Annotated in this window: 28 protein-coding genes; 4 read left to right on the forward strand and 24 right to left on the reverse strand. The window is 39.5% G+C overall.

Going from position 1 to position 21,415, the window contains the following annotated elements; all coding sequences use genetic code 11:
* Window positions 1–185: 185 nt before the first annotated feature.
* The 8 genes from AC0KTX_RS05060 to rarD form a co-directional block, all read right to left on the reverse strand.
* Window positions 186–2,099, reverse strand: coding sequence for a vWA domain-containing protein (locus AC0KTX_RS05060; RefSeq protein WP_474251152.1), 1,914 nt, complete (start codon window positions 2,097–2,099; stop codon window positions 186–188).
* A gap of 10 nt (window positions 2,100–2,109) precedes the next feature.
* Entirely contained in the window at window positions 2,110–2,991 is an 882-nt protein-coding gene (locus AC0KTX_RS05065; RefSeq protein ID WP_474251153.1) for an ATP-binding protein, read from the reverse strand.
* Between the two features lie 27 nt (window positions 2,992–3,018).
* Window positions 3,019–3,483, reverse strand: a complete 465-nt coding sequence (locus tag AC0KTX_RS05070) for a hypothetical protein (RefSeq protein ID WP_474251154.1) — start codon at window positions 3,481–3,483, stop codon at window positions 3,019–3,021.
* A 115-nt stretch (window positions 3,484–3,598) separates the two neighbouring features.
* Complete coding sequence (locus AC0KTX_RS05075) at window positions 3,599–4,654, reverse strand: C40 family peptidase (protein WP_474251155.1); 1,056 nt, start codon at window positions 4,652–4,654, stop codon at window positions 3,599–3,601.
* 199 nt (window positions 4,655–4,853) lie between these two features.
* Entirely contained in the window at window positions 4,854–5,522 is a 669-nt protein-coding gene (bshB2, locus tag AC0KTX_RS05080; protein WP_474251156.1) for a bacillithiol biosynthesis deacetylase BshB2, read from the reverse strand.
* Between the two features lie 38 nt (window positions 5,523–5,560).
* Window positions 5,561–5,911: a YojF family protein gene (locus AC0KTX_RS05085; protein WP_474251157.1), complete on the reverse strand. Its 351-nt coding sequence runs from the start codon at window positions 5,909–5,911 to the stop codon at window positions 5,561–5,563.
* Complete coding sequence (locus AC0KTX_RS05090) at window positions 5,898–6,194, reverse strand: hypothetical protein (RefSeq protein WP_474251158.1); 297 nt, start codon at window positions 6,192–6,194, stop codon at window positions 5,898–5,900. The genes AC0KTX_RS05085 and AC0KTX_RS05090 overlap by 14 nt, the downstream gene beginning before the upstream one ends.
* Before the next feature lie 18 nt (window positions 6,195–6,212).
* On the reverse strand, window positions 6,213–7,124 hold the full coding sequence (gene rarD, locus AC0KTX_RS05095; protein ID WP_474251159.1) for an EamA family transporter RarD: 912 nt from the start codon (window positions 7,122–7,124) through the stop codon (window positions 6,213–6,215).
* 137 nt (window positions 7,125–7,261) lie between these two features.
* Between rarD and AC0KTX_RS05100 the strand changes: the two genes are divergently transcribed.
* Window positions 7,262–7,669, forward strand: a complete 408-nt coding sequence (locus tag AC0KTX_RS05100) for a spore gernimation protein GerT (protein WP_474251160.1) — start codon at window positions 7,262–7,264, stop codon at window positions 7,667–7,669.
* A 49-nt stretch (window positions 7,670–7,718) separates the two neighbouring features.
* On the opposite strand, the gene AC0KTX_RS05105 is transcribed toward AC0KTX_RS05100, so the two are convergent.
* Window positions 7,719–7,892 carry a hypothetical protein gene (locus AC0KTX_RS05105; RefSeq protein WP_474251161.1) on the reverse strand — a complete coding sequence of 58 codons (174 nt, stop codon included), beginning with the start codon at window positions 7,890–7,892 and terminating at the stop codon, window positions 7,719–7,721.
* A gap of 271 nt (window positions 7,893–8,163) precedes the next feature.
* On the opposite strand from AC0KTX_RS05105, the gene AC0KTX_RS05110 reads away from it, so the two are divergent.
* A complete protein-coding gene (locus AC0KTX_RS05110) occupies window positions 8,164–8,787 on the forward strand; it encodes a nitroreductase family protein (protein ID WP_474251162.1) in 624 nt (207 codons plus the stop codon).
* Window positions 8,788–8,958: 171 nt separating this feature from the next.
* Here the strand turns inward: AC0KTX_RS05110 and AC0KTX_RS05115 are convergent, their stop codons facing one another.
* The 7 genes from AC0KTX_RS05115 to AC0KTX_RS05145 form a co-directional block, all read right to left on the reverse strand.
* Window positions 8,959–10,302 carry a S41 family peptidase gene (locus tag AC0KTX_RS05115; protein ID WP_474251247.1) on the reverse strand — a complete coding sequence of 448 codons (1,344 nt, stop codon included), beginning with the start codon at window positions 10,300–10,302 and terminating at the stop codon, window positions 8,959–8,961.
* Window positions 10,303–10,458: 156 nt separating this feature from the next.
* Window positions 10,459–11,298 carry a M15 family metallopeptidase gene (locus AC0KTX_RS05120; RefSeq protein WP_474251163.1) on the reverse strand — a complete coding sequence of 280 codons (840 nt, stop codon included), beginning with the start codon at window positions 11,296–11,298 and terminating at the stop codon, window positions 10,459–10,461.
* Between the two features lie 122 nt (window positions 11,299–11,420).
* The gene (gene deoD / locus AC0KTX_RS05125) at window positions 11,421–12,128 is read right to left on the reverse strand and encodes a purine-nucleoside phosphorylase (RefSeq protein WP_474251164.1); all 708 of its coding nucleotides are present in this window, start codon (window positions 12,126–12,128) and stop codon (window positions 11,421–11,423) included.
* 107 nt (window positions 12,129–12,235) lie between these two features.
* A complete protein-coding gene (locus AC0KTX_RS05130; protein ID WP_474251165.1) occupies window positions 12,236–12,550 on the reverse strand; it encodes a hypothetical protein in 315 nt (104 codons plus the stop codon).
* A gap of 71 nt (window positions 12,551–12,621) precedes the next feature.
* A complete protein-coding gene (locus AC0KTX_RS05135; RefSeq protein ID WP_474251166.1) occupies window positions 12,622–13,230 on the reverse strand; it encodes a phosphatase PAP2 family protein in 609 nt (202 codons plus the stop codon).
* An 85-nt stretch (window positions 13,231–13,315) separates the two neighbouring features.
* Window positions 13,316–14,089, reverse strand: coding sequence for a sporulation protein (locus AC0KTX_RS05140; RefSeq protein WP_474251167.1), 774 nt, complete (start codon window positions 14,087–14,089; stop codon window positions 13,316–13,318).
* Entirely contained in the window at window positions 14,076–14,894 is an 819-nt protein-coding gene (locus AC0KTX_RS05145; protein WP_474251168.1) for a serine/threonine protein kinase, read from the reverse strand. Before AC0KTX_RS05145 ends, AC0KTX_RS05140 begins: the two co-directional genes overlap by 14 nt.
* Window positions 14,895–14,970: 76 nt before the next feature.
* Between AC0KTX_RS05145 and AC0KTX_RS05150 the strand changes: the two genes are divergently transcribed.
* Window positions 14,971–15,156 (forward strand): hypothetical protein, encoded by a 186-nt coding sequence (locus tag AC0KTX_RS05150; RefSeq protein ID WP_474251169.1) that lies wholly within the window; start codon window positions 14,971–14,973, stop codon window positions 15,154–15,156.
* 19 nt (window positions 15,157–15,175) lie between these two features.
* Here the strand turns inward: AC0KTX_RS05150 and AC0KTX_RS05155 are convergent, their stop codons facing one another.
* The 6 genes from AC0KTX_RS05155 to msrA form a co-directional block, all read right to left on the reverse strand.
* Complete coding sequence (locus AC0KTX_RS05155; protein WP_474251170.1) at window positions 15,176–15,853, reverse strand: hypothetical protein; 678 nt, start codon at window positions 15,851–15,853, stop codon at window positions 15,176–15,178.
* A 97-nt stretch (window positions 15,854–15,950) separates the two neighbouring features.
* Window positions 15,951–16,178 carry a YozE family protein gene (locus AC0KTX_RS05160; protein WP_474251248.1) on the reverse strand — a complete coding sequence of 76 codons (228 nt, stop codon included), beginning with the start codon at window positions 16,176–16,178 and terminating at the stop codon, window positions 15,951–15,953.
* A gap of 84 nt (window positions 16,179–16,262) precedes the next feature.
* Window positions 16,263–17,261: a biotin synthase BioB gene (gene bioB, locus AC0KTX_RS05165; RefSeq protein WP_474251171.1), complete on the reverse strand. Its 999-nt coding sequence runs from the start codon at window positions 17,259–17,261 to the stop codon at window positions 16,263–16,265.
* A 133-nt stretch (window positions 17,262–17,394) separates the two neighbouring features.
* A complete protein-coding gene (locus tag AC0KTX_RS05170; RefSeq protein WP_474251172.1) occupies window positions 17,395–17,535 on the reverse strand; it encodes a YjcZ family sporulation protein in 141 nt (46 codons plus the stop codon).
* A gap of 106 nt (window positions 17,536–17,641) precedes the next feature.
* Complete coding sequence (locus AC0KTX_RS05175) at window positions 17,642–18,580, reverse strand: magnesium transporter CorA family protein (RefSeq protein WP_474251173.1); 939 nt, start codon at window positions 18,578–18,580, stop codon at window positions 17,642–17,644.
* Between the two features lie 482 nt (window positions 18,581–19,062).
* The gene (gene msrA / locus AC0KTX_RS05180; RefSeq protein WP_474251174.1) at window positions 19,063–20,049 is read right to left on the reverse strand and encodes a peptide-methionine (S)-S-oxide reductase MsrA; all 987 of its coding nucleotides are present in this window, start codon (window positions 20,047–20,049) and stop codon (window positions 19,063–19,065) included.
* Between the two features lie 137 nt (window positions 20,050–20,186).
* On the opposite strand from msrA, the gene AC0KTX_RS05185 reads away from it, so the two are divergent.
* Window positions 20,187–20,609, forward strand: a complete 423-nt coding sequence (locus AC0KTX_RS05185) for a MarR family winged helix-turn-helix transcriptional regulator (protein WP_474251175.1) — start codon at window positions 20,187–20,189, stop codon at window positions 20,607–20,609.
* Here the strand turns inward: AC0KTX_RS05185 and AC0KTX_RS05190 are convergent.
* Both AC0KTX_RS05190 and ypmT read right to left on the reverse strand, forming a co-directional pair.
* Window positions 20,606–20,824, reverse strand: coding sequence for a hypothetical protein (locus AC0KTX_RS05190; protein ID WP_474251176.1), 219 nt, complete (start codon window positions 20,822–20,824; stop codon window positions 20,606–20,608). The two genes, AC0KTX_RS05185 and AC0KTX_RS05190, sit on opposite strands and share 4 nt — an antisense overlap.
* A 316-nt stretch (window positions 20,825–21,140) precedes the next feature.
* Window positions 21,141–21,335 carry a protein YpmT gene (ypmT, locus tag AC0KTX_RS05195; RefSeq protein ID WP_474251177.1) on the reverse strand — a complete coding sequence of 65 codons (195 nt, stop codon included), beginning with the start codon at window positions 21,333–21,335 and terminating at the stop codon, window positions 21,141–21,143.
* Window positions 21,336–21,415 lie beyond the last annotated feature (80 nt).

The raw sequence follows: 21,415 nt of genomic DNA on the forward strand, positions 1-21,415 counted from the left end.
CGATGCTGTTCTTTTCATTCTCAATCATTGTTCTTTCGTTTTTTCCTTATCACCATCCCCAGGAAGCAGGCCATTTTTTGTCCCATAATCGCTTCCATCGCTATTTTAACACTATTCGCCAATTTGACCAATAGTATTTACTTAAAAATTAACATTATTACGAAACAATTTTTATTTTAAAAGAATTATATAATGCTTTTTTGCAGTATTTTTCTTAATAATGGAAAAAGCCTATCGGGAAGATCCGCTGAATTTTGGACAAACATGCTATATTTTCCATATATCATTTGAATCGTCTTTTTTTGGCTCTCTTCTAAATGGCCGTTTGATAAAAAAATGTTCATCACTTCAACGCCTTGTTTTCGCGCTTCTAATACTGCTTCATGTGTATCAACCAAACCGTTTTGGTCATATCCGAACGCTGCCGGCTCTCCGTCTGAAAACACAAGCAAAAATTTCTGTTTTTCATTTCTTGCCAACAGTTCTTTTGTCATATGGCGAATGGCAAATCCGTCCCGGTTGTCTTCTTCCGGGGAAAGCTGCATGATTTCAGGTCCTGAGCCAGATTGAAGAGATGCAGGAAACGTGATCACCTTTTGAAAATAGTTTGGCTGATATTGTTCCCGGCTGTTGGAAGAATCTTCCCAAAAACCGACAATTTGATGCGGAACTCGAACGGTTTTTAATGCCTCGTGAAATAAAATGGTGCCCAGTTTTGTTTCATCCATTTTGTCATACATGGAAGCTGAACAATCTACCAGAAGGCAAAAAACTGCATCAATTTCTGGTGAAGGCGCTCTTTTTTTAGCAAACATCCGCGGGTTCTCATCGGTCCATAAACGAATAAGCTTTTGGTGCAACCTTCCGAAATGATAATCTGATTTAGGAAATTGTTTTTTATGCTCAAGCGTCTTTTCCATGATCTTTCTTAATTTTTTTGTATATGGTTTGATCCGCAGCAAATTTTGTTCATATATAGATTTTTCTCTGACGGTCGGAAGTTTGGGGAATACATCAATTGCTTTTGCAAATCGATTTTCTTTTCCGAAAGATTCGCTTTTTCCATAAGTTGCATTTGCTGTTCTTTCCGCTGCTTCTACTTTCGCATAATCTTTGTTATTTGTCTTCCTGGCACTGCCCTCCACAATCACGAAAGCCTGGTCTCCTGTTTCCGCTTGCCTTGCTTCTTCGTTAATCAAATTCGTTTGCGTCCCTTGTTGCAAATCAAATTGTAAAAAGCTTTTTGTTGGTGTCGATGTTTCCCGGTGCCACGTAGCCATTTTTTCATCATGAAGGTCTTCATCGCCTTTTTTCACATTCTTTAGCGAATCTTGATTTTGAAGCTTATGTTTCCTCCTCATTTGATCAAAAAAGGAGTTTTCTTTGTCCGGCCACGTTACATCCGGGAAGACGAAATAAGTGTTGATTACATCTTTTGGCAGCACGTCATCGAGCACAGCCGCCGTTTCCAGCACAATTTGGGAAACATCTCTCGTATTTTCAGCTTCAAACACCTTCATCGCCTGCATTTTTAAAAAAGGGATCCGCCTATCGATTGTTTGATCGATAGAAGGTATATCGATAATTGGAGAGCTGGCGGTTAAAATGAAATAGAAAGCGCAAAGCAGCGCATCAGCATAGTTGCTGCGGCCAACGTTGACTTTCAATTGATCCCCGAAATATTTTTTTAACATTTCGCTTCGTTTTTGAAAATACTGCTTTGTACCCGGGCGCTTGCGTTTGATGCATTCTTCGATCCGCAAATCTTCACAAAGCATGAACATTTGCCGGGCAAATTCTGGATGGCGAATATTTTGGATCTCTTTTTGAAATATCGCCATCTGTTCAAAGTTAGTAAAATAAAAGCTGCCGATTGCCCGCAAATACACATCGGACTTTAAACCTGTCATTTTATCATTATCCGATCGATGATTCCAAAAGTGGCTAACATAAATTTTTTGTTCAATTGGATGGTAGTACGACTGAACGCCGAACTCAATATCAATATCGGTTCGTTTCGTCAATGTTTTTACCAAGTCAGACAACTGCATAAACAAAAATGTGTCAACTGTTTCATCATTGAATTTAATAAAACGCATTCTACCACCCTCATGAAAAGATCGTTTCGGCAATGTTCATAATAGCCGCTTTTTCCCTTTCGTCTTCCAGTTTACCGGCAATTGCCCTTTCAATCGCCCGCAATGGCGGTAAATAGACAGAAAGGTCGCAGGCATCGATAAGAGCGCGGATGGAGGCCGCATCCTCCGATACTAGGCCGTTTTCCACCTGAGTCATAATATCACTGGACAAGACGAGAAATTTATTCATCAATTTCTCGTCCTTTAAGGCGGAGTTCCTCATTAAAACCCGCAACAGTTCGTCCCCTTGAACATATGGTACTTCAATGACGATAAATCGGTTTTTCAACGCTTCATTCAACGGCACCGTCCCGACGTATCCTTCATTTATGGCGGCAATCACGCCAAATGTGTCTTTTGCTGTCACAACCTCCTGTGTAAAAGGATTTGTGATCCGCCTGCGGTAGTCTAAAACACCGTTTAAAATCGGCAATGTTTCAGGCTTTGCCATATTTATTTCATCAATATACAGCAAATGCCCTTTTGTCATTGCTTGAATGACAGGACCTTCGACAAACTCAATGTTCGTTTGCCCACCCGCATTGACAATCGTTTTGTAGCCAAGCAGAGCTTCCGCATCCAAGTCAACTGAACAATTGATGCTGTGCATTGGCTGGCAAAATAAAGCGGACAGGGTTTCTGCCAGTTTCGTTTTTCCTGCTCCCGTCGGTCCTTTCAGCAAAATATTTTTTCCTAAGGCCAATGCAATCACCGCATCTTGCAAAATGGCGGGATTATCAGATAAAAAACCGCCTTTTCCAATTAATGCGTGGTCTTCATCCTTAACTGAAAATCGTTTTTTTCGGTTTTCAATGAAAGCAAAAATGTCATCTGGCAGTCTCAAATCAAGCATATGTTTTGATATTCCTTTCTCATCCGTTTAATGAGCAGGCTGCTCTTTGATAAACGCGCTGATAAGGCTTACGAATGGCATCAAAATGGAAGATAGGAAAAAGATTGGAACGGCAAACATGATTGCACCTGCACAGCTTTCCGGTTCATCAAAGAAAAGGGCGCCGAATAAAAAGGCTATGTTCGGAATGACGCCAATGAAGCCGATTAAAAATGTTTTTCCCTTTCTCCATGCCGTTTGCTGCTTTGCAAAGGCGACCGAATAACGAATCCAGATGTAAAAATAAGCGGCAGCAACCGCAGCTAGATAAAAAACGACAACCGGTCCAAAAACAGCAGTCGTCCAAATATGAGCTTCCGCCAAAAACGAAAAAAATATAATGAAAAACAGCATTAACCCAGCTGTCAATAGGATGTAAACAAAATTTATGAGCATTAGCCTTCCGGATTCTTTAAACACATTCCCGCTTTTCGGTTCCAGCAGCCGAAGCATTTTCTCTTACTCCCTTCACGTCCACCACATTTTAAACATTGGCCATTTGATTGTTATGTTAAACTTATCATACTATCCAATTGAAGCAAAGAAAAAAGGAGCTTGTCCGCTCCGATTAAAAGAAAGACTTCGCTCCTAAATAACGTGCTTTCCAATAAGAATTGCTTAAATTTGAAATTTGCACTCCGTGCGACCCGGCATGAATAAAATCTCCATTGCCAAGATAAATGCCCATATGAGACGGACCTGGTTTATAGGTGGTAAAATAGACAAAATCTCCTGTTTTCGGCGATGAAACAGACTTCATGATATTCCAATACCCGGCGGTGTTTAATCTTGATACGGAGGTCACTTTGTTCAAAACATAATAAATAAATCCGCTGCAGTCAAATCCGGACGGTGTGTTGCCGCCCCAACGATAAGGAACTCCAAGCAATTTTTTTGCTTCCTGTATCATGACTAAAATTTTTCCGTTTGTTACAGATGACTGACCTGATTGAGAGCTTTTGTTGCCAGCGGCTCTGTTTGATTGTGTACCAGATTTTGAAGCAGAACCCGAAAGCTTTAATACTTGTCCGGGATATATGGTATCGGAGGAAAGATTGTTGGCTGCTTTTAATTGGCTTACAGTCATTTTAAATTTTACAGCAATTTCCCACAATGTATCTCCTGATTGAACGGTGTATGTATTAGGCGAGCTTGAAGGCGCGAGCACCTTTTTTGGTGTTGAAGGTGATCCCGTGCTCTTTGAAGGAGAAGATCCGGTTACTTTTAACACTTGCCCCGGGTATATGATATCGCCGGTTAAACCGTTTAAACTCTTCAAATTTTGAACAGTCGTTCCATAGTTTCTAGCAATCTCCCATAATGTATCGCCTTTTTTGACCGTATATGATTTCGCTGTTTCATTTGAAGTTGCCGTTGATGAAACAGGCGGTTTTTGAGTTTGCGCCGATTTTTGCGGTATGTTCAACATTTGTCCAACATAAATCGTATCCGATGATAAACCGTTTGCTTCTTTGATCTTTGCAATGGAAATATTATATTTTCGGGAAATTTCCCATAATGTGTCCCCGGGTTTCACTTGCCATGTTTCCGCCGATGCAACACCTGCAATCATTGTCGAACCGAGTACTGCAGATGTTGTCAGGCTGATGACTTTTTTTTTCATTCATCCTTTCCCTCCAAATGTTAGATTCATAGTTACTCTTATTGGATATATCGACATAATATTTTATTTTTTAACAAAAATATTTTCCTATTAAAAGTCATATCACAAAACTTAGACATCAGTCAATGCTCAAAATTTCCTTTCCAGCCGTTTAATACAGGAGGAAAGATGGACATGTTTTGAAAATCGATAGACGAAACTATGATTCTTGAAATGAATAAGTCCAGAACACTTCTTTATCAAACCATTGTTGCCATTGCGGATTCGCGCTATCAAGCTCTTGTTCCATTTTTTTGATCATCCAAAATGTTTGCGAACGATGAGCTTTGATGGCTTGAAATTTTATATCAGCCACTTCTTTTATATCAATTTCCACATCGGGCTCTCCGATATGTTCAAAACGGTCGTTCGAGAATGCCATACAGTATACGACAGGTCTTTCGGCTTTTTTCATACGCTTAACAGCGCGGATGACGGCTTCTCCACACGCATCGTGATCGGGGTGTACAGCAAAGCCCGGATAAAAAGTTACCAGCAGCGTAGGTTTTACATCCCGGATAATTTGTTCAAAGTGATCAGCCAGTTTTTCCTCATCTTCAAATTCCAATGTTTTGTCGCGGTAGCCAAGCATCCGCAAGTCATTGATCCCTAATATTTCGGCAACCTTTTCAAGCTCTTTTTTGCGGATGTTCTTCAACGTTTCCCGATTGGCCACCAGCGGATTTCCCATATTGCGACCCATTTCTCCCAAAGTGCAACATGCATATGTGACAGGTACATTCGCCTTTCGTTTTAATGCGATCAGGCCGGCCGCCCCAAACGATTCATCATCAGGATGAGGCAAAATGACTAACAACCGTTCGTTCATTGTTCTTCACCTTTCTTTTTAAAGTAAAAAACTTTTCCTTATTGCGGAAATGGTGTTTCGCTTATTTCAAGGGCGATGGCCAGTCTTCCTTCCTGATCATGTCCGGCCATCAATAGTCTGTTTTGAACATCAATCGTATAATGAGTCAATCCTTCCGCATATACCCATCCTTCCTCTGTTTTTAATCCAACGCGGTACGGTCCCTTTCCTTTTATTTTCCCTTGTGAAAAATTGATTTTTGCATTGCGTATGAAAGCGACAACCGTCATATTGCCGGCGTTTTGATGCGCCGAATAAGCTCCGGTCGTCGTTTCGAGATGGATATAAACATCCTTATGCAAAAAAGCATCTATGGCCTCTTGAACTTTTAGGGGATCAATTGGATTCAAATGCTTCACCTTCTTTTTCTTTTTGGATTTTGTCAAATATTTGAATGTAACAGTCTATTAAACCAATTTTTTCACCATCAGAAAGATCCGATTGTAAAATTCGGTTGATGGCGGCAACAAGCTTCCTTCCATGGCTTTTCCGCAACCTTGGATGTGTTATTTCGTCAAGCAAATCGGCTTTGATGGCCTTTTCAAGAGTCAATCGTTCATTTTCCACAACAGGTAAACTTCTATTATTCCATAGTAACCGAAAAGATTGAAGAAGTTTTTTGTCGTCAAGCATGTTTGCATCTACTTTTACTCAGTTTGAATTTGTGGCGCGTTTAAATTTCCATTTATTTCTAACAAATGGCTCGCTAAATGTAAAAATGGCCAGCCCCGTCCAAATAAAAGCGAAGGTCAGCACCTCAATGATTGTAAAAGGTTCGTGGAAGAGAAAGATTCCGAGACAAAACGTGATGGTTGGTGCGATGTATTGCAAAACTCCCATCATATACATTGGTATTTTTGGCGCTCCTTTTGCAAACAAAAGCAGTGGAATCGCTGTTGCAACTCCCGCGCCAAACAGAAGAAAATTGATGAGAACATCCCATTCAAAAAAAGCGCTTTTTCCTATTGATTTTAAGTATAGCACGTAAACGGCGGCAACAGGTAGGACAACAAACGTTTCAAGTGCAAGACCAAAGTTTGATTCGAGCTTTGTCACTTTTTTTACGAGACCGTAAAATCCGAACGTGACCGCCAAAAGCAGAGAAGTCCATGGGACATGGCCATAATGAACAGTTGATAATATGACGCCTCCGGCTGCAAAAAGAAAAGCAATTTGCTGCCCTTTGTTCATTTTTTCCTTTAAAAAAATCATGCCGAGCAAAACGCTGACCAACGGATTTATGTAATACCCCAAACTTGTTTCAAGCACATGGCCATTGTTCACTGCCCAAATATATGTAAACCAGTTGATGGTAATAAAAAATGAAGCAAGAATTAAGGAAAGAATAGTATAAGGCTGGCGGATTAATTTTTTGCACTCTCCTAAAAAGTCTCGAAATCTCTTTTGAAAGATAATGATCATCATCACAAAAACGAAAGACCAGATAATTCGATGAGCTAAAATTTCCTCAGCCGAAACACTTTCAATCATTTTCCAATAGATGGGCAAAATCCCCCATAAAACATACGAAAGACCAATATAAATCATCCCTGATCTCATCATTTTCTTTATTTTCTCCTTTCTTCGTATTATTATATTCCCTTTGCCTATCTTTTTCCAAGAAATTGTTTTGAACGATCCATCTCACCTTTTCATATATTACATTGAATTGAAGCTGGATCAATGGGGATGTGGAAAAAATGAAGCCATGGAAAAACATGCATTTAGAGGATCTTGACCATTATATTGAAGAAGTAATGAAGCAAGCGTTCGGTACAGACTATTTGCACAGTTTTCCGTTTAATGGTTCTTTTCCTTTTGCAGATTTGCCAAAAAAACCTCAAAGCGGACCCGATTTTTTTGAGACTGATGAGTATGTATACGTAAAGCTTCCAATCAATGAAGAACAAAAAAAAATAATAAAAATTCAGCATAATCAACATCATTTGTACTTGTTGAATTACCCTGAAAAAAAACAGCAACAAAAATATATCTTTCCAGCCCCGGTAAGGCGAAAAGGAACAAAAACCGTGTTTGCAGACGGCATATTGGAAATGAAGTTTATCAAGCTGAAAGATCTGCATTATACTGAGATTTTGCCTTTTTAAAATTTGAAGGCAGGTTCTGTCTCGTTTGTCTGAACCCGCCTTTTTTTGATTAATATGGGTAGTAACCGCCGGATGGATAAAAAGGATACGGTGAGTAAGGATAAGCATATGGCCTTGGATAAAGAAGACTGCTGCCGATCAGCCCCCCAAGCAATCCCCCTAAAAACGGAACTCCGAATGGATAGAAAATTGGAAACCGGTATGTTCTGACTGGTGGATACATGTAAACCCCCCTTCTTAAATATACAATAAAAGGATATTCAACAATCAGCATATTTGCGTGGGCATTTGTCTTTCTTTTCAACTGTTGCAGGCGGTTATTCGGGCATGATAACGATTCGGAAGAAAAACTTTGAATACCCTGCCCTTAGACGCAATAGTCTGGAAAGCGCTGCAATACAAGCCTTTTTCTTGACAATATGATTTTACTTTTATTAACATGCGAATGATGGAAAAAACAGCGTTGCCCGATTGAATATTCGGAGGTGTGCACAATGATTTCTGTTGAGCAAAATCAATTTTTGCAATTCATGATAGAACGGACATCCATTCGTCATTATGATCCTAATGTCGTCATTAGCAAAGAAAAATTAAAGGAACTTTTAAAAATTGCCGGAAAAGCTCCCTCCGCTTGGAATTTGCAGCATTGGCATTTCGTCGTTTTTCATAGCCAAACAGCTAAAGAACGGCTGCTTCCCATTGCCAATCATCAACAGCAGATTGTTGACTCTTCAGCTGTGGTGGCTGTTCTCGGAGATTTGCAAGCAAATCAAAAAACGAATGATGTTTACCAGCCGCTTGTCGATGAAGGAGATATGACGGAGGAAATAAAAAAAACGTTGGCTGGCCAAATAGAACGTGCTTATCAAAATCAGCAATTTGCCCGTGATGCCGCTTTTACGAATGCTTCTTTAGGGGCGATGCAGCTCATTTTGGCGGCGAAAGCGGAAGGCTATGATACTTGTCCAATCGGTGGGTTTGACAAAAAAGCTTTTATGAAGGAGTTCAATATTTCCGAGCGCTATATCCCGGTTATGCTTATTACAATCGGCAAAGCGTTAAAACCCGCACATAAAAGCAATCGGCTGCCGGTCGAACAGTTGTCGACCTGGTTGTAAAAAAGGCGGTTGAATGAAAAAACGGCCTGTCTTTTGGTCGGGCCGAAAGTAGCCGGTATTCGCCAGCTACTTTCAGATAAAAATCAAAAAAATATAAAAGCAAGTGGAGAGAAATGCATCGTTTTTCTCCACTTGCTTCATTATTAGGAACTTATGAACTGCCCCTTTTTTTTACATTTCCGATTTTAGTACTTCAATTGCTTTTTTCATTTGAGTATCATTTTCCACAATTTTTTCCCTGACGCGATCCATCAATTTTATTGTTGTTTCTTTTGAAATTTCACCGGTCTGTTTCAATTGATTTTCTTTTTGGAAAGCAAGCACCGTATTTTTTAACTGCTCGTCAAAGAAACCATCCGCATCAATTCTGTAACCGATTGCTTTCATCATCTCTTCGGCCGCTTTCACTTCAGCTGAAGAATCGCCCTGTTTCAACGTTTTATCAGGATTTAAATAAGGTAAGTTGGCATATTCAGGTAATGATACTTTATATTGCGGCTCAATCCCTTTTTGGTGAATCCACTTTCCGGAAGGAGTCAGCCATTTCGCAATCGTATACTTAATGGATGAACCATCATCAAATTCTTTTGTCGTTTGCACTGTTCCTTTTCCAAATGTTTTTTCGCCAACAATCGGAAATCCGGCTGATTCATGAAGAGCGGCAGCCATAATTTCCGCTGCACTTGCTGTTCCTTTATCTGTTACCACGACCACTGGAACTCGAACAACTGCGGGACTCTCTGCTTTGTAAACCTCCTTCGAACCATCTCTCGCTTCCACTTGCAAAATCGTTTTTCCTTTGGCAACAAACATATCTGTCATGGCGATCGCTTGATCCATCAAGCCACCGGGATTTTGGCGCAAATCGAGAACGATTCCTTTTACTCCTTTATCTTCAAGATCGCTTAATGCATCAGCCAATTCTTCCCCAGTTTTCTCAGAAAATTTGGTGATTTGGATTTTTCCGATCGTTTTTTCAACCACTTCGCTATAAACGGTTTCAATTGGAATGGTATCTCTTGTGATGGTGAATTTCAGTTTTCCGACATTTTCCCTTTCAATTTCAATGTGCACTTTTGTACCTTTTTTCCCGCGAATTAGTTCAACCGCTTCGTTGACTGACATGCCTTCAACGCTTTTATTGTCAACTTTTAAAATTTTATCTTTCGGTTTTAATCCTGCTTTTTCCGCAGGGGAGCCTTTGATCGGCGATACAATGACAATAGAGCCGTCATCCTCTGTAACTTCTGCTCCGATCCCTTCGAAGCTTGACGAAATATTTTCATCAAAACCTTCAGCTTCCTTTATATTCATGTAGGATGTGTACGGATCATCCAAAGATTCGACCATCCCCTTAACGGCTCCTTCCACCAGTTTCTCGTCATCTACTTTTTGATAATAGCCTTGTTTGATTGTTTCATACGTTTCAAAAAGTTTATCAAATTGCTCGGTTTCTTTCCCGCTGACTGATGTAAACCTGGAAAACGAGAGGGTAAACCCCATTGTGATGATCATGGTGAGCAAAATAGCCACCAAAAAATTTCTTTTTTTAATGTACAATGATGATTCCTCCTTTTCTCATGATTCCATTATGTCGGAGTCGGCTGCAAACGTCAAACAAAAGAAAAATCTTTAAAATAGGCAAAAATGAATCCCGCAATTGCGCGGGAATTAAATTTTCTTGACTTTTTGGAAATATTCTTCAAGTGTTAAATGGTTCTCTTGGATGACTTTTGCTGCTTTCTTTCCAACATAACGGATGTGCCAGGGTTCATATTTATATTGAGTGATGTTTTCCTTTCCTTTCGGATAGCGAATGATGAATCCATATTTAAAGGCGTTATTTTGAAGCCAAATTCCTTCCTTTGTTTCACCAAATTTTTCCGTAATTTGAAAATGGACACTTTCGCTTGTCACATCAATGGTTAATCCTGTTTGGTGCTCGCTTTGTCCCGGCCGAGCAACCGATTGCGCCGCCTTTTCTTCACCTTTTTGCTTTTTCTCCGCATCAAAAATGGCCGCCTGCCGTTCATAAGAACGGTATCCTGAGGCGCCATAAAGGATGATCCCTTCTTTTTTTGCAGCGGCAAAAAGCTGTTCAAGGGCATGAGCTGCTTCTTTTCGCATATATCGTTTCGGAATATCAGAATCACCAAACGAAAACGGGACTTTTGGTATCGTTAAATCACTCGGTTCATAATCAGCAGGCAGAAAATAATTTTTATTGACGAGAACTAAAATATTTTCCGGGTTTTGAATAACGGCTTTGCCATTCACCGTTTGAACTACATTAAAATATTGTTTTTCGAGTAGAAATTCAGGATCGGTTTTTTCCGTTTCTGCCCTTTTTTCCTCTTTTTCAGCGGATTTTTTTTGTTGCGCTGCTGTTTCTTTTGCTTCGTGCTGCACTTGGCTGTCTCCATTAATAAACGGGAGCTTGTCAAAAGATTGATCGCATCCCGCAAGAAACAATCCTATAAGGAGAATCAGCATAGCAACCGTTTTTTTCATGCAAATTCCCACCTTGTTTTCTATCTGTCTCTTTCATTTTAACACTTGTCCCGATCGTTGAAAATGTTCCAACAACCTGTTTCTCATGATGAAAAACAAAATAGTGGCTCAAAGCCACCATTTCATTCGTCTTGAATTGCTGTTTCAAGCGCAATTTCAATCATTTCGTTAAATGTTGATTCTCTTTCTTCCGCTGTTGTTTCTTCACCGGTAAATAGATGGTCACTGACCGTTAATATCGATAACGCTTTTCTTTTGAATTTCGCCGCAAGGGTATACAGGGCGGTTGTCTCCATTTCAACAGCCAAAATACCGTATTCGGCCCATTTCTCCGGTTCTGCCTTGTCATTATAAAACAAATCGGTTGTAAATACGCTGCCGACTTTTACGTCAATTTTTTTCTCACAGGCAATGTCATATGCTTTTTTCAATAAATCAAAACTGGCTGTTGGCGCATAATCAACAGAGCCGAAAGTGATGCGGTTCATCTGTGAATTTGTTGAAGCGCTCATTGCTAAAATTACATCACGAACGCTCACGCTTCTCTGAATCCCGCCGCAAGAACCGACACGAATAAGGGTCCGCACTCCATATTCCTGCATCAATTCATTGATATAAATGGAAATGGAAGGAACACCCATTCCCGTTCCTTGAACAGAAATTCGTTCACCTTTATAAGTTCCTGTGAACCCGTACATGCCCCGAACTTCATTATAACAGACCGGATTTTCCAAAAACGTTTCCGCTATGTATTTCGCACGCAAAGGATCGCCCGGCAGCAAAACCCGTTCGGCAATCTCTCCTTTTTTCGCTCCGATATGCACGCTCATTTTCTTCAACCCTTCCTTCTACGAGTTTTCGTACTGCCATCTTATCATATTGCAAGTATTAAAAGAAATGGAGCTTTTTAATTTATTGGAAAGAGTGTGTTGTCGACTCAACGCACATGAATACGATTTATTTTTTCCCAACCGCCAATCACTAATTTATAAAAAGATTGCCCTCTAAGTCCTTCATCGATAAACACAATATCCCCCGTCCCAATGAATCGGGCGGTGTAGTCTTCCGGCATAGCTTCTGCAATATTAAAAAGGCGGAAAACATGATCAAGCACATCCTGATGGTTTTTGCCGCTGACGGTTATGCGGTATACTGGCCGATATCCTTTTTTCTCTCCAGCGTTTGGCGTTTGAAAAATCGTCACATCATAATCGGTTGCTTTGCCGTTCAACCTTAAAAATTTTAAAGGCAAACCTTTTCCCTCCAAAACCATTTTTTCATTTTATTGGCGATTTTTAACGGAAATCCTGCTGAAAAATAAAACTAGTTTTGGCGAATCATCGCGAATAATGCGATCATGGCAAAAAGCCATAACAATCCGGCTAAAAATCCAGCCAACACATCGGATGGGAAATGGACGCCCAGATAAATGCGGCTCAAGCCTATCAACAGGCAAAGACAAATTACAAAGACGGCAACGATCCGTTGGAAAAATTTGTTGTTCGTTGAACATATGAGGAAATAAGCAAAAAGACCGTAAACAGCCGTTGAATTCATCGCATGGCCGCTTGGAAAACTGTAGCTTTCCAAATGATCCAAAGGGTGAAAATCAGGTCTTTCCCTTGCAAAAACAACTTTTAATAGTTCGTTCAACATACGGACTCCAAAAAAATTCATGAAAAGCATCAGCACGTTCAGCCATTGTCTTCGCAACCCTAAAAATATGCTGATACATATCGTTAATAATAATTGAACTTTCATCGAACCGATGTTTGTCCAAAAATACATAAACGAATTCAGCTGTTCAGTGCGCTGCCATTCCAGACTGCGTACGAAGGTCGCATCCAACTGAAAAATTGTTTTTACTTGAACGATCAAGCTGATCAGAAAAAATAAGAGAGCAAGAATGAAAAATAAGAGCGGTTTTTTCATCATAACCTCCTCATATTTTTCATTATAGCGGTGTACTTCTTATTTATACAGAACAAAAGAAAGAAACCTGCCGAATTTGCAGGTTTCATGAGCAGTATCGCTGAATCGTTTGGATGAATTTGTCATCTAATTGCCTAAGGTCGTTTCGGCCCACCTTTATACGGACATGTCTCTCATCCAAATCCAATGCTTCTGCCAGCAACCCGGAAAGCCCTCTGGCTCTTCTGTCGATTTCCATCTTCATTTCCAATTCGTCTTGACTGATCGAGGTAAAGACGATTTCTAGCTCTTTCAGGAGGCCGCGGAATGAGCCGGATACAGGGTAAAATTCAAATTCTTGAGTAAACGGCAGCCTGTTTTTTAAGTGAAATGGCGCTTCTTTGTTTTCTACTTGAAGAAACTTAAATCCGATTCGTCGCAAACTGTTGAACACTTCGCCCATCAATTCGGCCGGTTCGACTTCAATGTAATCGGTATCTTGAGGATCGACTGCGCTTTTAATATCAAGTCCCGTGTGAATCCATACTTTGGAAGCGCCAATTGTAACAGGGGTATCAACAGGCAATTGGAATGAAAACGGGATTTCCTTTGTTTCTTTTGCTGATATGACGAACGGTTCATTGATTTTGATTTTGGCAATTTCCGCTTGCTTTGTCCATTTCTGATCGTCCTTTTCCTTTACGTATGAAGTCATAACCGATAAGTATATTTCTTCAATTTTTTGTTCGATGTTTCCGCCTTTTACCGCGACAATCCCTTCAATTGTTTCACCTGCTTGAAAGGAAGAAGCTTTGAGCCTCGTATCCACTTTTGCAGCGCCAATTCCGATGCTTGCCAGCACTTTGTTAAACAACGCCATTCTTTTTCCTCCCAATCGGCAATCGTTCAATATCATTTAAAATTTCCTCTGCAGATTGATAACATCCTTCCATGCGAAAAAGTTTTTTAATGATCCGTTTCCCTTCTGAAGAAATCGTTAGTTCTTCTTCCCAACTTCTTTCTTTTTTATCCATTGGTTCAAAGGACGAATATAATAAAAATAGCAAAAAATGTCCTAATGCGTAAAAATCTGTTTGGTAACGAATTTCTCGCATTCGTTGTTTTTCCGGCTCCCATTGATCGAAATTTTCCTCTTGTTCATCCGAAATAAATCGAGCCAAACCAAAATCAATGATGGAAATGCGGTCATCATGAAGAAGAATATTCGGAATTCTTAAATCGCGGTGTACAATTTTTTGATTGTGTATATATCGAACAATCTCGAGTATGTGTTTCAAATAATAAAAAGCATCTCCTTCAGCAAATTTTTTTCCATGCTGGAAGATTAATTGTTCAAAAGTTTCCCCTTTTTTGTACTCCATCACAAGGAATTGTTCATGATCGATGGCAAATTCCTCATAAAACGAAGGGATGTCGGGATGGTTCAGCGTTTTTAAAATTTCCTTTTCTTTTTGAAAAGATTGCAAATCCGATCGATTTTTCCGTTTTCGCATTTGTTTGAGAACAACCGTTTGGTTTGTTTCCCTGTCTTGCGCTAAATAGGTGATCCCATAGCTCCCCATTCCCAGTGTTGTTTTGACAATATACCGGCCAGCAAGTGTTCCTGGCTTTAACGGCCTTTGCCACCGAATAGAAAAGACACCGAGCAGATCCTGCCATTTCATCGCTAGCTGCTATAATAACTGGAGAAAAATCCGGAGCCTGAACGATGTTTTTTCTTGTAGTAATGATGTCCGTAGGATGGCGGATATTTTTTGTGAACCGGCTTATGATGATGCGGTTTATGAAAATAGTTGCTGCTCGACGAATGATGGTAAGAACGGTGGCCTAAAAAAGATTTTAGAATTTTTTTCAGCACGTGTTTCACCCTTTACATTTTGTTATCTTTTATACGAAGAAAATTTAAAAGAGTTTCAAAAAAAATAGATTTTGCTAAAAATATTTCCTATTCACGCCTTTCGATCGCTCTTTTTAAATATTGTATAACATTATTCATCATTTCTTTATATTCTTCATCGCCGAAAAATTCATACAGCAGCTTATAGTCATTATATAAATCAAGCATAGAATCAATGATGTTTGTCTGCTGCGTTTTTTTCCGTTCCTCTTGGCCGTTTTCCTTTTTCTCTGATTTTAATGCCGGCAACGTCTTTTGATCTTTCAACCCAGCGATATATTTTATAATATGAATATTTTGCAGATGTTTCTCAGCATCTTTTCTTTGAATGACCATTTTCAATTCGTCAGTTGTCGCTTCCAACCATTCGCCGTCGCGAAAACGAACCAATTCGTAGGTTACTTCCTCCCAGGCATCATTTTGATAACGCCACAATTCGGTGCGATACCCGACGATTTTGAATACTTCTTTTCCGTAGCCTTTTACATATACAAGGTCTCCAATGTTAAATTTCAATTCCACTTCCACCATTTCCGATTCGTAAACAGATCCTTCATAATCTGCGATGTATTCAAGGGAATTTTCAAAATATAAACTTTCGCCATGATTGACTTCATATAAAAATTCTTCGTCCATCATTTGAATATTCGTAATGATTCCAACAGTGCCGTACATTGTTATCACGACAGTGTCCCCTATCTTAAACTTTGGTTTTTTTCTTTTCAAAATGATTGCCACCCCCTTTTTTGCCGTGACTTCTAGTGTAATCCCATTATATGCACCGACAGCTTGTTTGAGTTGGGCGGACAAAGAATCGCAAAAATCAGTGTTTCAGCAGGACAGCTTCCGTATATTTTTCCCAAGCTTCATCAAAAACGGACATATTTTCTAAATAATAGCCGTTCAGTTCTAAATACGAGCTGATTTCATCATAGTCATTGGAATTTTTTGGAAAACTGTGATCGTAATAAACGTCATTAGCAAATCGGCTGATCGCATCTTTTGGTTTCGGATGCCGGAATGTAATTAAAAAATGATAAAAAGATGTCATCATTTCACCCTTTCCTCATTCAACAGATGTTTGTTTCATTATATCGTTTTTCCGAACGGCGGCAAATAAAAAGACACCCGCTTTTTATAAAGCAGGTGCCGCAATCTCATTTAGATCAATCTCAAACCCTAAATCTTTCAGCATTTCATGATCTTTTGTTGTTTCTTGTCCTTCTGTCGTTAAATAATCGCCAATAAAAATTGAATTGGCTGCATATAAGCCTAAAGGCTGCAAAGAGCGCAAGTTTACTTCCCTACCACCGGATATACGTATTTCCTTTTCAGGCAGTACGTAACGAAATAATGCCAGCACTTTCAAGCAATATTGCGGAGTCAGTTCATTTGTCCCTTCCAATGGTGTTCCTTCAATTGCATGGAGAAAATTAACCGGGATTGAATCCGCATCAAGCTCTCTTAAAGCGAAAGCTGTATCGATAACATCCTTGATGGATTCCTTCATCCCGATAATGACTCCTGAACATGGAGAAATCCCGGCTTTTTTCACTTTTTCCACCGTTTTGATCCGATCCTCATATGTATGAGTTGTCACAATGTTTTGATGGTGTCTTTCGGAAGTGTTTACATTATGGTTGTAGCGGTCGACGCCGGCATTTTTTAATTGTTCGGCCTGATTTTCTTTTAAAATTCCTAAGCATGCGCATATTTTTAAGTTGTAAGATTTTTTAATTTCGCGTACAGCTTCTTGAATTTGATCAAGCTCCCGCCCCGTCGGTCCTCTTCCGCTGGCAACGATGCAAAATGTGCCGGCTTTCAGTTCGTTAGCCCGTTTCGCTCCGGCAACAATTTCATTTTTGTCAAGCATCGCATATTTTGGAATTGGTGCATTCGACACGGCCGATTGCGAACAGTAAGAACAGTTTTCCGGACAATATCCAGACTTCACATTCATGATCATATTCAATTTCACTTTATTCCCATAGTAAGCGCTTCTAATCTGATAAGCGCCATGAAGTAAAAGAAGCAGATCTTGATTCGGACAAGTTAATATGTCTTTTGCTTCTTCTCTTGTTATTTTGTGCCCTGATAGCACTTGTTCCGCTAATTGAAGCCATTTCAACTCCATTTCTCTCCCCCTCCTTTATTTTATAAATCCATCATATAGATGAAAAACCCTTTATGTCAACCTAATTTATTAAATAAGTTTACATTTTACATAAAAAAAATCCTGCCCTAAAGCAGGATGACGGAAAAGGCTGTTATCTAATCACATATGCACTTCCGACGATGATTAACAAAATAAACAGCACTACAATCAGCACAAACGATGAACCGCCTCCATATGCAGGATAACCGTATCCATAACCGCAAGGAGAGCAACCATGGTGATAATAATGCATCTTCCCAACTCCTTATCGTTGAAAATCGTGATTCAATTTACATTATGATACGGAACCCATGTCCTGTATATGCAAACGCCTATTTTTAGAGGCGGCTTTCCTCTATTTAAAAATATTTTTTCTTCCAAAAAACATACGCAGTCAAACTAGACATCAAAACAGATATAAAGACAGGAATGAAAAAGGCAAAATGGTGATTTTGAAAAGGAAGCGGTACATTCATCCCATAAAAGCTGGCAACCAATGTCGGGATAGCGATGACGATCGTAATGGCCGTCAAAAATTTCATGACAATGTTGACATTGTTGGAAATGACGGACGCAAACGCATCCATCATGCCGCTTAAAATGCTTAAATAAACCTCTGCCATTTCAATGGCCTGTTTATTTTCAATGATGACATCTTGAAGAAGATCTTGGTCATCCTCGTACATTTTTAAATAATTTAACCTTAACAGCCGCTCCATCACAATGTTGTTCGCTTTTAAAGAAGTTGTAAAATAAACTAAGCTTTTCTCCAAGCTGAGCAATGAAAAAAGTTCTTTATTTTTCATTGACTGATGGAGTTCTTTTTCGACTTCCCCTGTTTTTCGATTAATTTGTTTTAAATATCTTAAATAATAAGATGATGTCAAATACAAAATTTGGAAAGCAAATCTTGTTTTCATAAAGGTGTAAAAACCTTTTACTTTGTTTCTGGCAAACTGCTCAAAAATCGGGTTTTTCTCCAAGCATACGGTAATAAAACAATGCTCCGTTATAATCATGCCGATCGGGATCGTTTCATAAATTGCATGGTCAAATTCGTCTATTGTCACGATTGGAATATCGACAATAATCAATACATGGCTGTCTTCTTTTTCAATCCGCGATCTTTCTTCATCGTCCAATGCGTCTTTAAAAAAATCAATCGGGACTTGCAATTGATCAGAAACAAAACGGATTTCTTCCTCCGTCGGCGCAACCATGTTGATCCAACAACCATTTTGAATGTCAGTCAGTTCCTCCAGCTGGCCGTCAGGTTTTGAAACATAGATGTTCAGCATGCTCTAACCTCCTTTATTAGAGGCATATTGGCATACTTTAAAGAGCGCATCGCTTACGAACAGCGCCCGTTAAAGCATGCAATATGCCCGTCATTCGCCTATTCCCGTCAGGATCTATAAAGGCACCGCTATTCATAAACGATTTTCACGCTCCTTTTCCGCAAATGATCAATCCCAATCTATCATACTAATTTTGGCTAAGCGTGTATATAGGATTGCAGCAATTTTATATAAAATTAATATTAGACGGACGCGTTTTTGCGAAACGTTCCTGCATTAAGAGGGATCAAACATATTGTCTTGATGATAAACTTATCAAGGAAAAAAGCATTGGCTCCGTTTTGTCATTTAACGCTCATTCTTTGCCGTACTTGACAAAATGAACATTTTTTCAAAAAAAATCGAGCACCCAAACTGGGGCCCGATGAGGATGGAATAGTCAATTTTTCCTCGCTCTAACATAAAAACGGGGCTTTTAGAAGCTAGTCGCGATGGGGAGTTTCTCCTTTTTCAAACAACACTTTATATTCACCATATCCTTCTTCTTCCAATTTATCTTTCGGAATAAACTTTAAAGCGGCCGAATTTATACAATAGCGAAGTCCTGTCGGTTCCGGACCGTCTGGAAACACATGGCCTAAATGAGAATCCGCCGTCTTGCTTCTCACTTCCGTACGTATCATTCCGTGCGAAGTGTCCAATTTCTCCACAATTTCAGCATGATGAAGCGGTTTGGTGAAGCTCGGCCATCCGCATCCTGAATCAAATTTGTCTAAAGAACTGAAAAGCGGTTTTCCGGAAACAATGTCGACATAAATCCCTTCTTCTTGATGATTCCAATATTCATTTTGAAAAGGCGGTTCCGTCGCGTTGTTTTGCGTGACTTCAAATTGTATCGGGCTCAGCCGTTTGCGAAGTTCTTCCCGGTTCCACCTTCCCCAATGTTTTCGGATAAAATCGTCCCGTCCGGAAGCTTGCCGATATCGTTTATAATGATAAGGATTTTTTTTGTAATAATCTTGATGATACTCTTCAGCAGGATAAAATGGTTTGGCAGGCAATATTTTGGTGACAATCGGTTTTTGGAAGCGACCGCTTTTTTCTAAGTTTTCTTTCGATTGCTCCGCCAGCTTTCGCTGTTCTTCTGAATGATAGAAAATCGCAGTTTGATAAGATTCACCGCGATCATAAAACTGCCCTCCGGGATCTGTAGGATCTATTTGCTGCCAGAAAATTTCCAAAAGCTTCTCATACGGAAAAATGCTTGGATCAAACGTAATTTGCACAGCCTCGACATGTCCTGTTGTATGTGCACAAACTTCTTCATAGGACGGATTTTCTTTATCGCCGCCAGTGTACCCAGACACCACTTTTTTGATGCCCGGCAATTCGTCAAAAGGCTGAACCATGCACCAAAAGCATCCACCGGCAAAAGTCGCTAATTCATAACGGCCGTTTTGTTCCATCATTCAATGCCTCCTTATCATAAAGATCCACCAAGTCAATCAATGCAAATACGGAAAACTTGACAGCAAATGAAAAATATTTTAATTTAAAAGTTAACTTAGTAAAATGTTAACCAAACGTAATTTTGGAGGTTCTTTTTATGGATGAACGAACACAATTAATGTTTCAAATGGAAATGCTGCTGCGAAACGTTTACCGAAAATTGAAAAACGAAGTGAATAAGCTCTATGGAGATGAAATTACCCGAAATGAGTTTCTCATTTTAAAAATTCTCGGCGAACAAGGCCAAAAAAAGACAACCGATTTATCAAAATATTTGGAAGTATCCGCCAGCCACATTACCGCTGTGACCGATTCATTGCTGAAAAAAAAGTGGATTACCCGCACCCGTTCCAGGGAAGACCGGCGAATGATTATGATCGATATTACCCCTTTAGGAAAAGAAATGTTAAAAAAGTATGAACAAAAAAAATCAGCATATATTCAAAAGCGTTTACAACATTTATCAAACGAGGAATTAGAAAAAATCATCGTGTTGATGAAGAAAATGTTAAAAGATTAACTTTCCTCCCCTTTCAGTGCATGTTCCGTAAACAGAATCGACAAAACGATGCGAAGAGGCCAATGCAGACGATAAACCTTTGCATCGTTTCTTTCTTCTAAAGATTGCCCAATATCGTGTATGTTTACACAAAGATTCTCCGCCTCGCCTTTTTCATACATGCTGCCGGCAAGGATGCGCAGGGTCAGCAAGACACCGAAAAAAAGGGACGCCATTTACTTCGCCGAACAACCACTTTCGTCCCCCAGCCATTTTCTTTCATTTTCTTTTCCTTGCAAACATGAAAAGCCACTACTTCCTTATTATGAGCTTTTGCCAGCGATATTTCAATCATTGCACCTAAAATGGGAAGTTTTCCAGCTGTTGAGGAAAGCGGAGCCGTCAAACCGATTTTCCAAAAACGAACCGGAAAATGCCGAGCCCTTAAAAAACACCAAGGCGAATGCCGGTCAATCAACAAAAAAGCAGGTAGAAGGATATAAAAAGGGCAACCCTTTTTTTTGAAGTTTGGATCACCCCGGTAGAAACATTTCAATTTTTTTGTTCGCGCAGATGAAGAGTATATACAGCAACACTGAGAAACAAGGCGCAATAGCCAACATTTATATAAACTTTATCTAAATTATAATCCAAATTCCCGCCAAGGTATTGTTTATATGCCATCCCGCCAAAATAGACAGCAAGAAGGAACATGACAATGCTGGCAATGGAATAAATCTTTTTCAAGAAAATCACCCCTACTCCAATTTCCCTAGCTTTTAAAAGGCTTTTCTCTATCAAATAATTTTCTCTTATTTTATCATTCC

Source organism: Aeribacillus sp. JST-2, assembly GCF_056032925.1.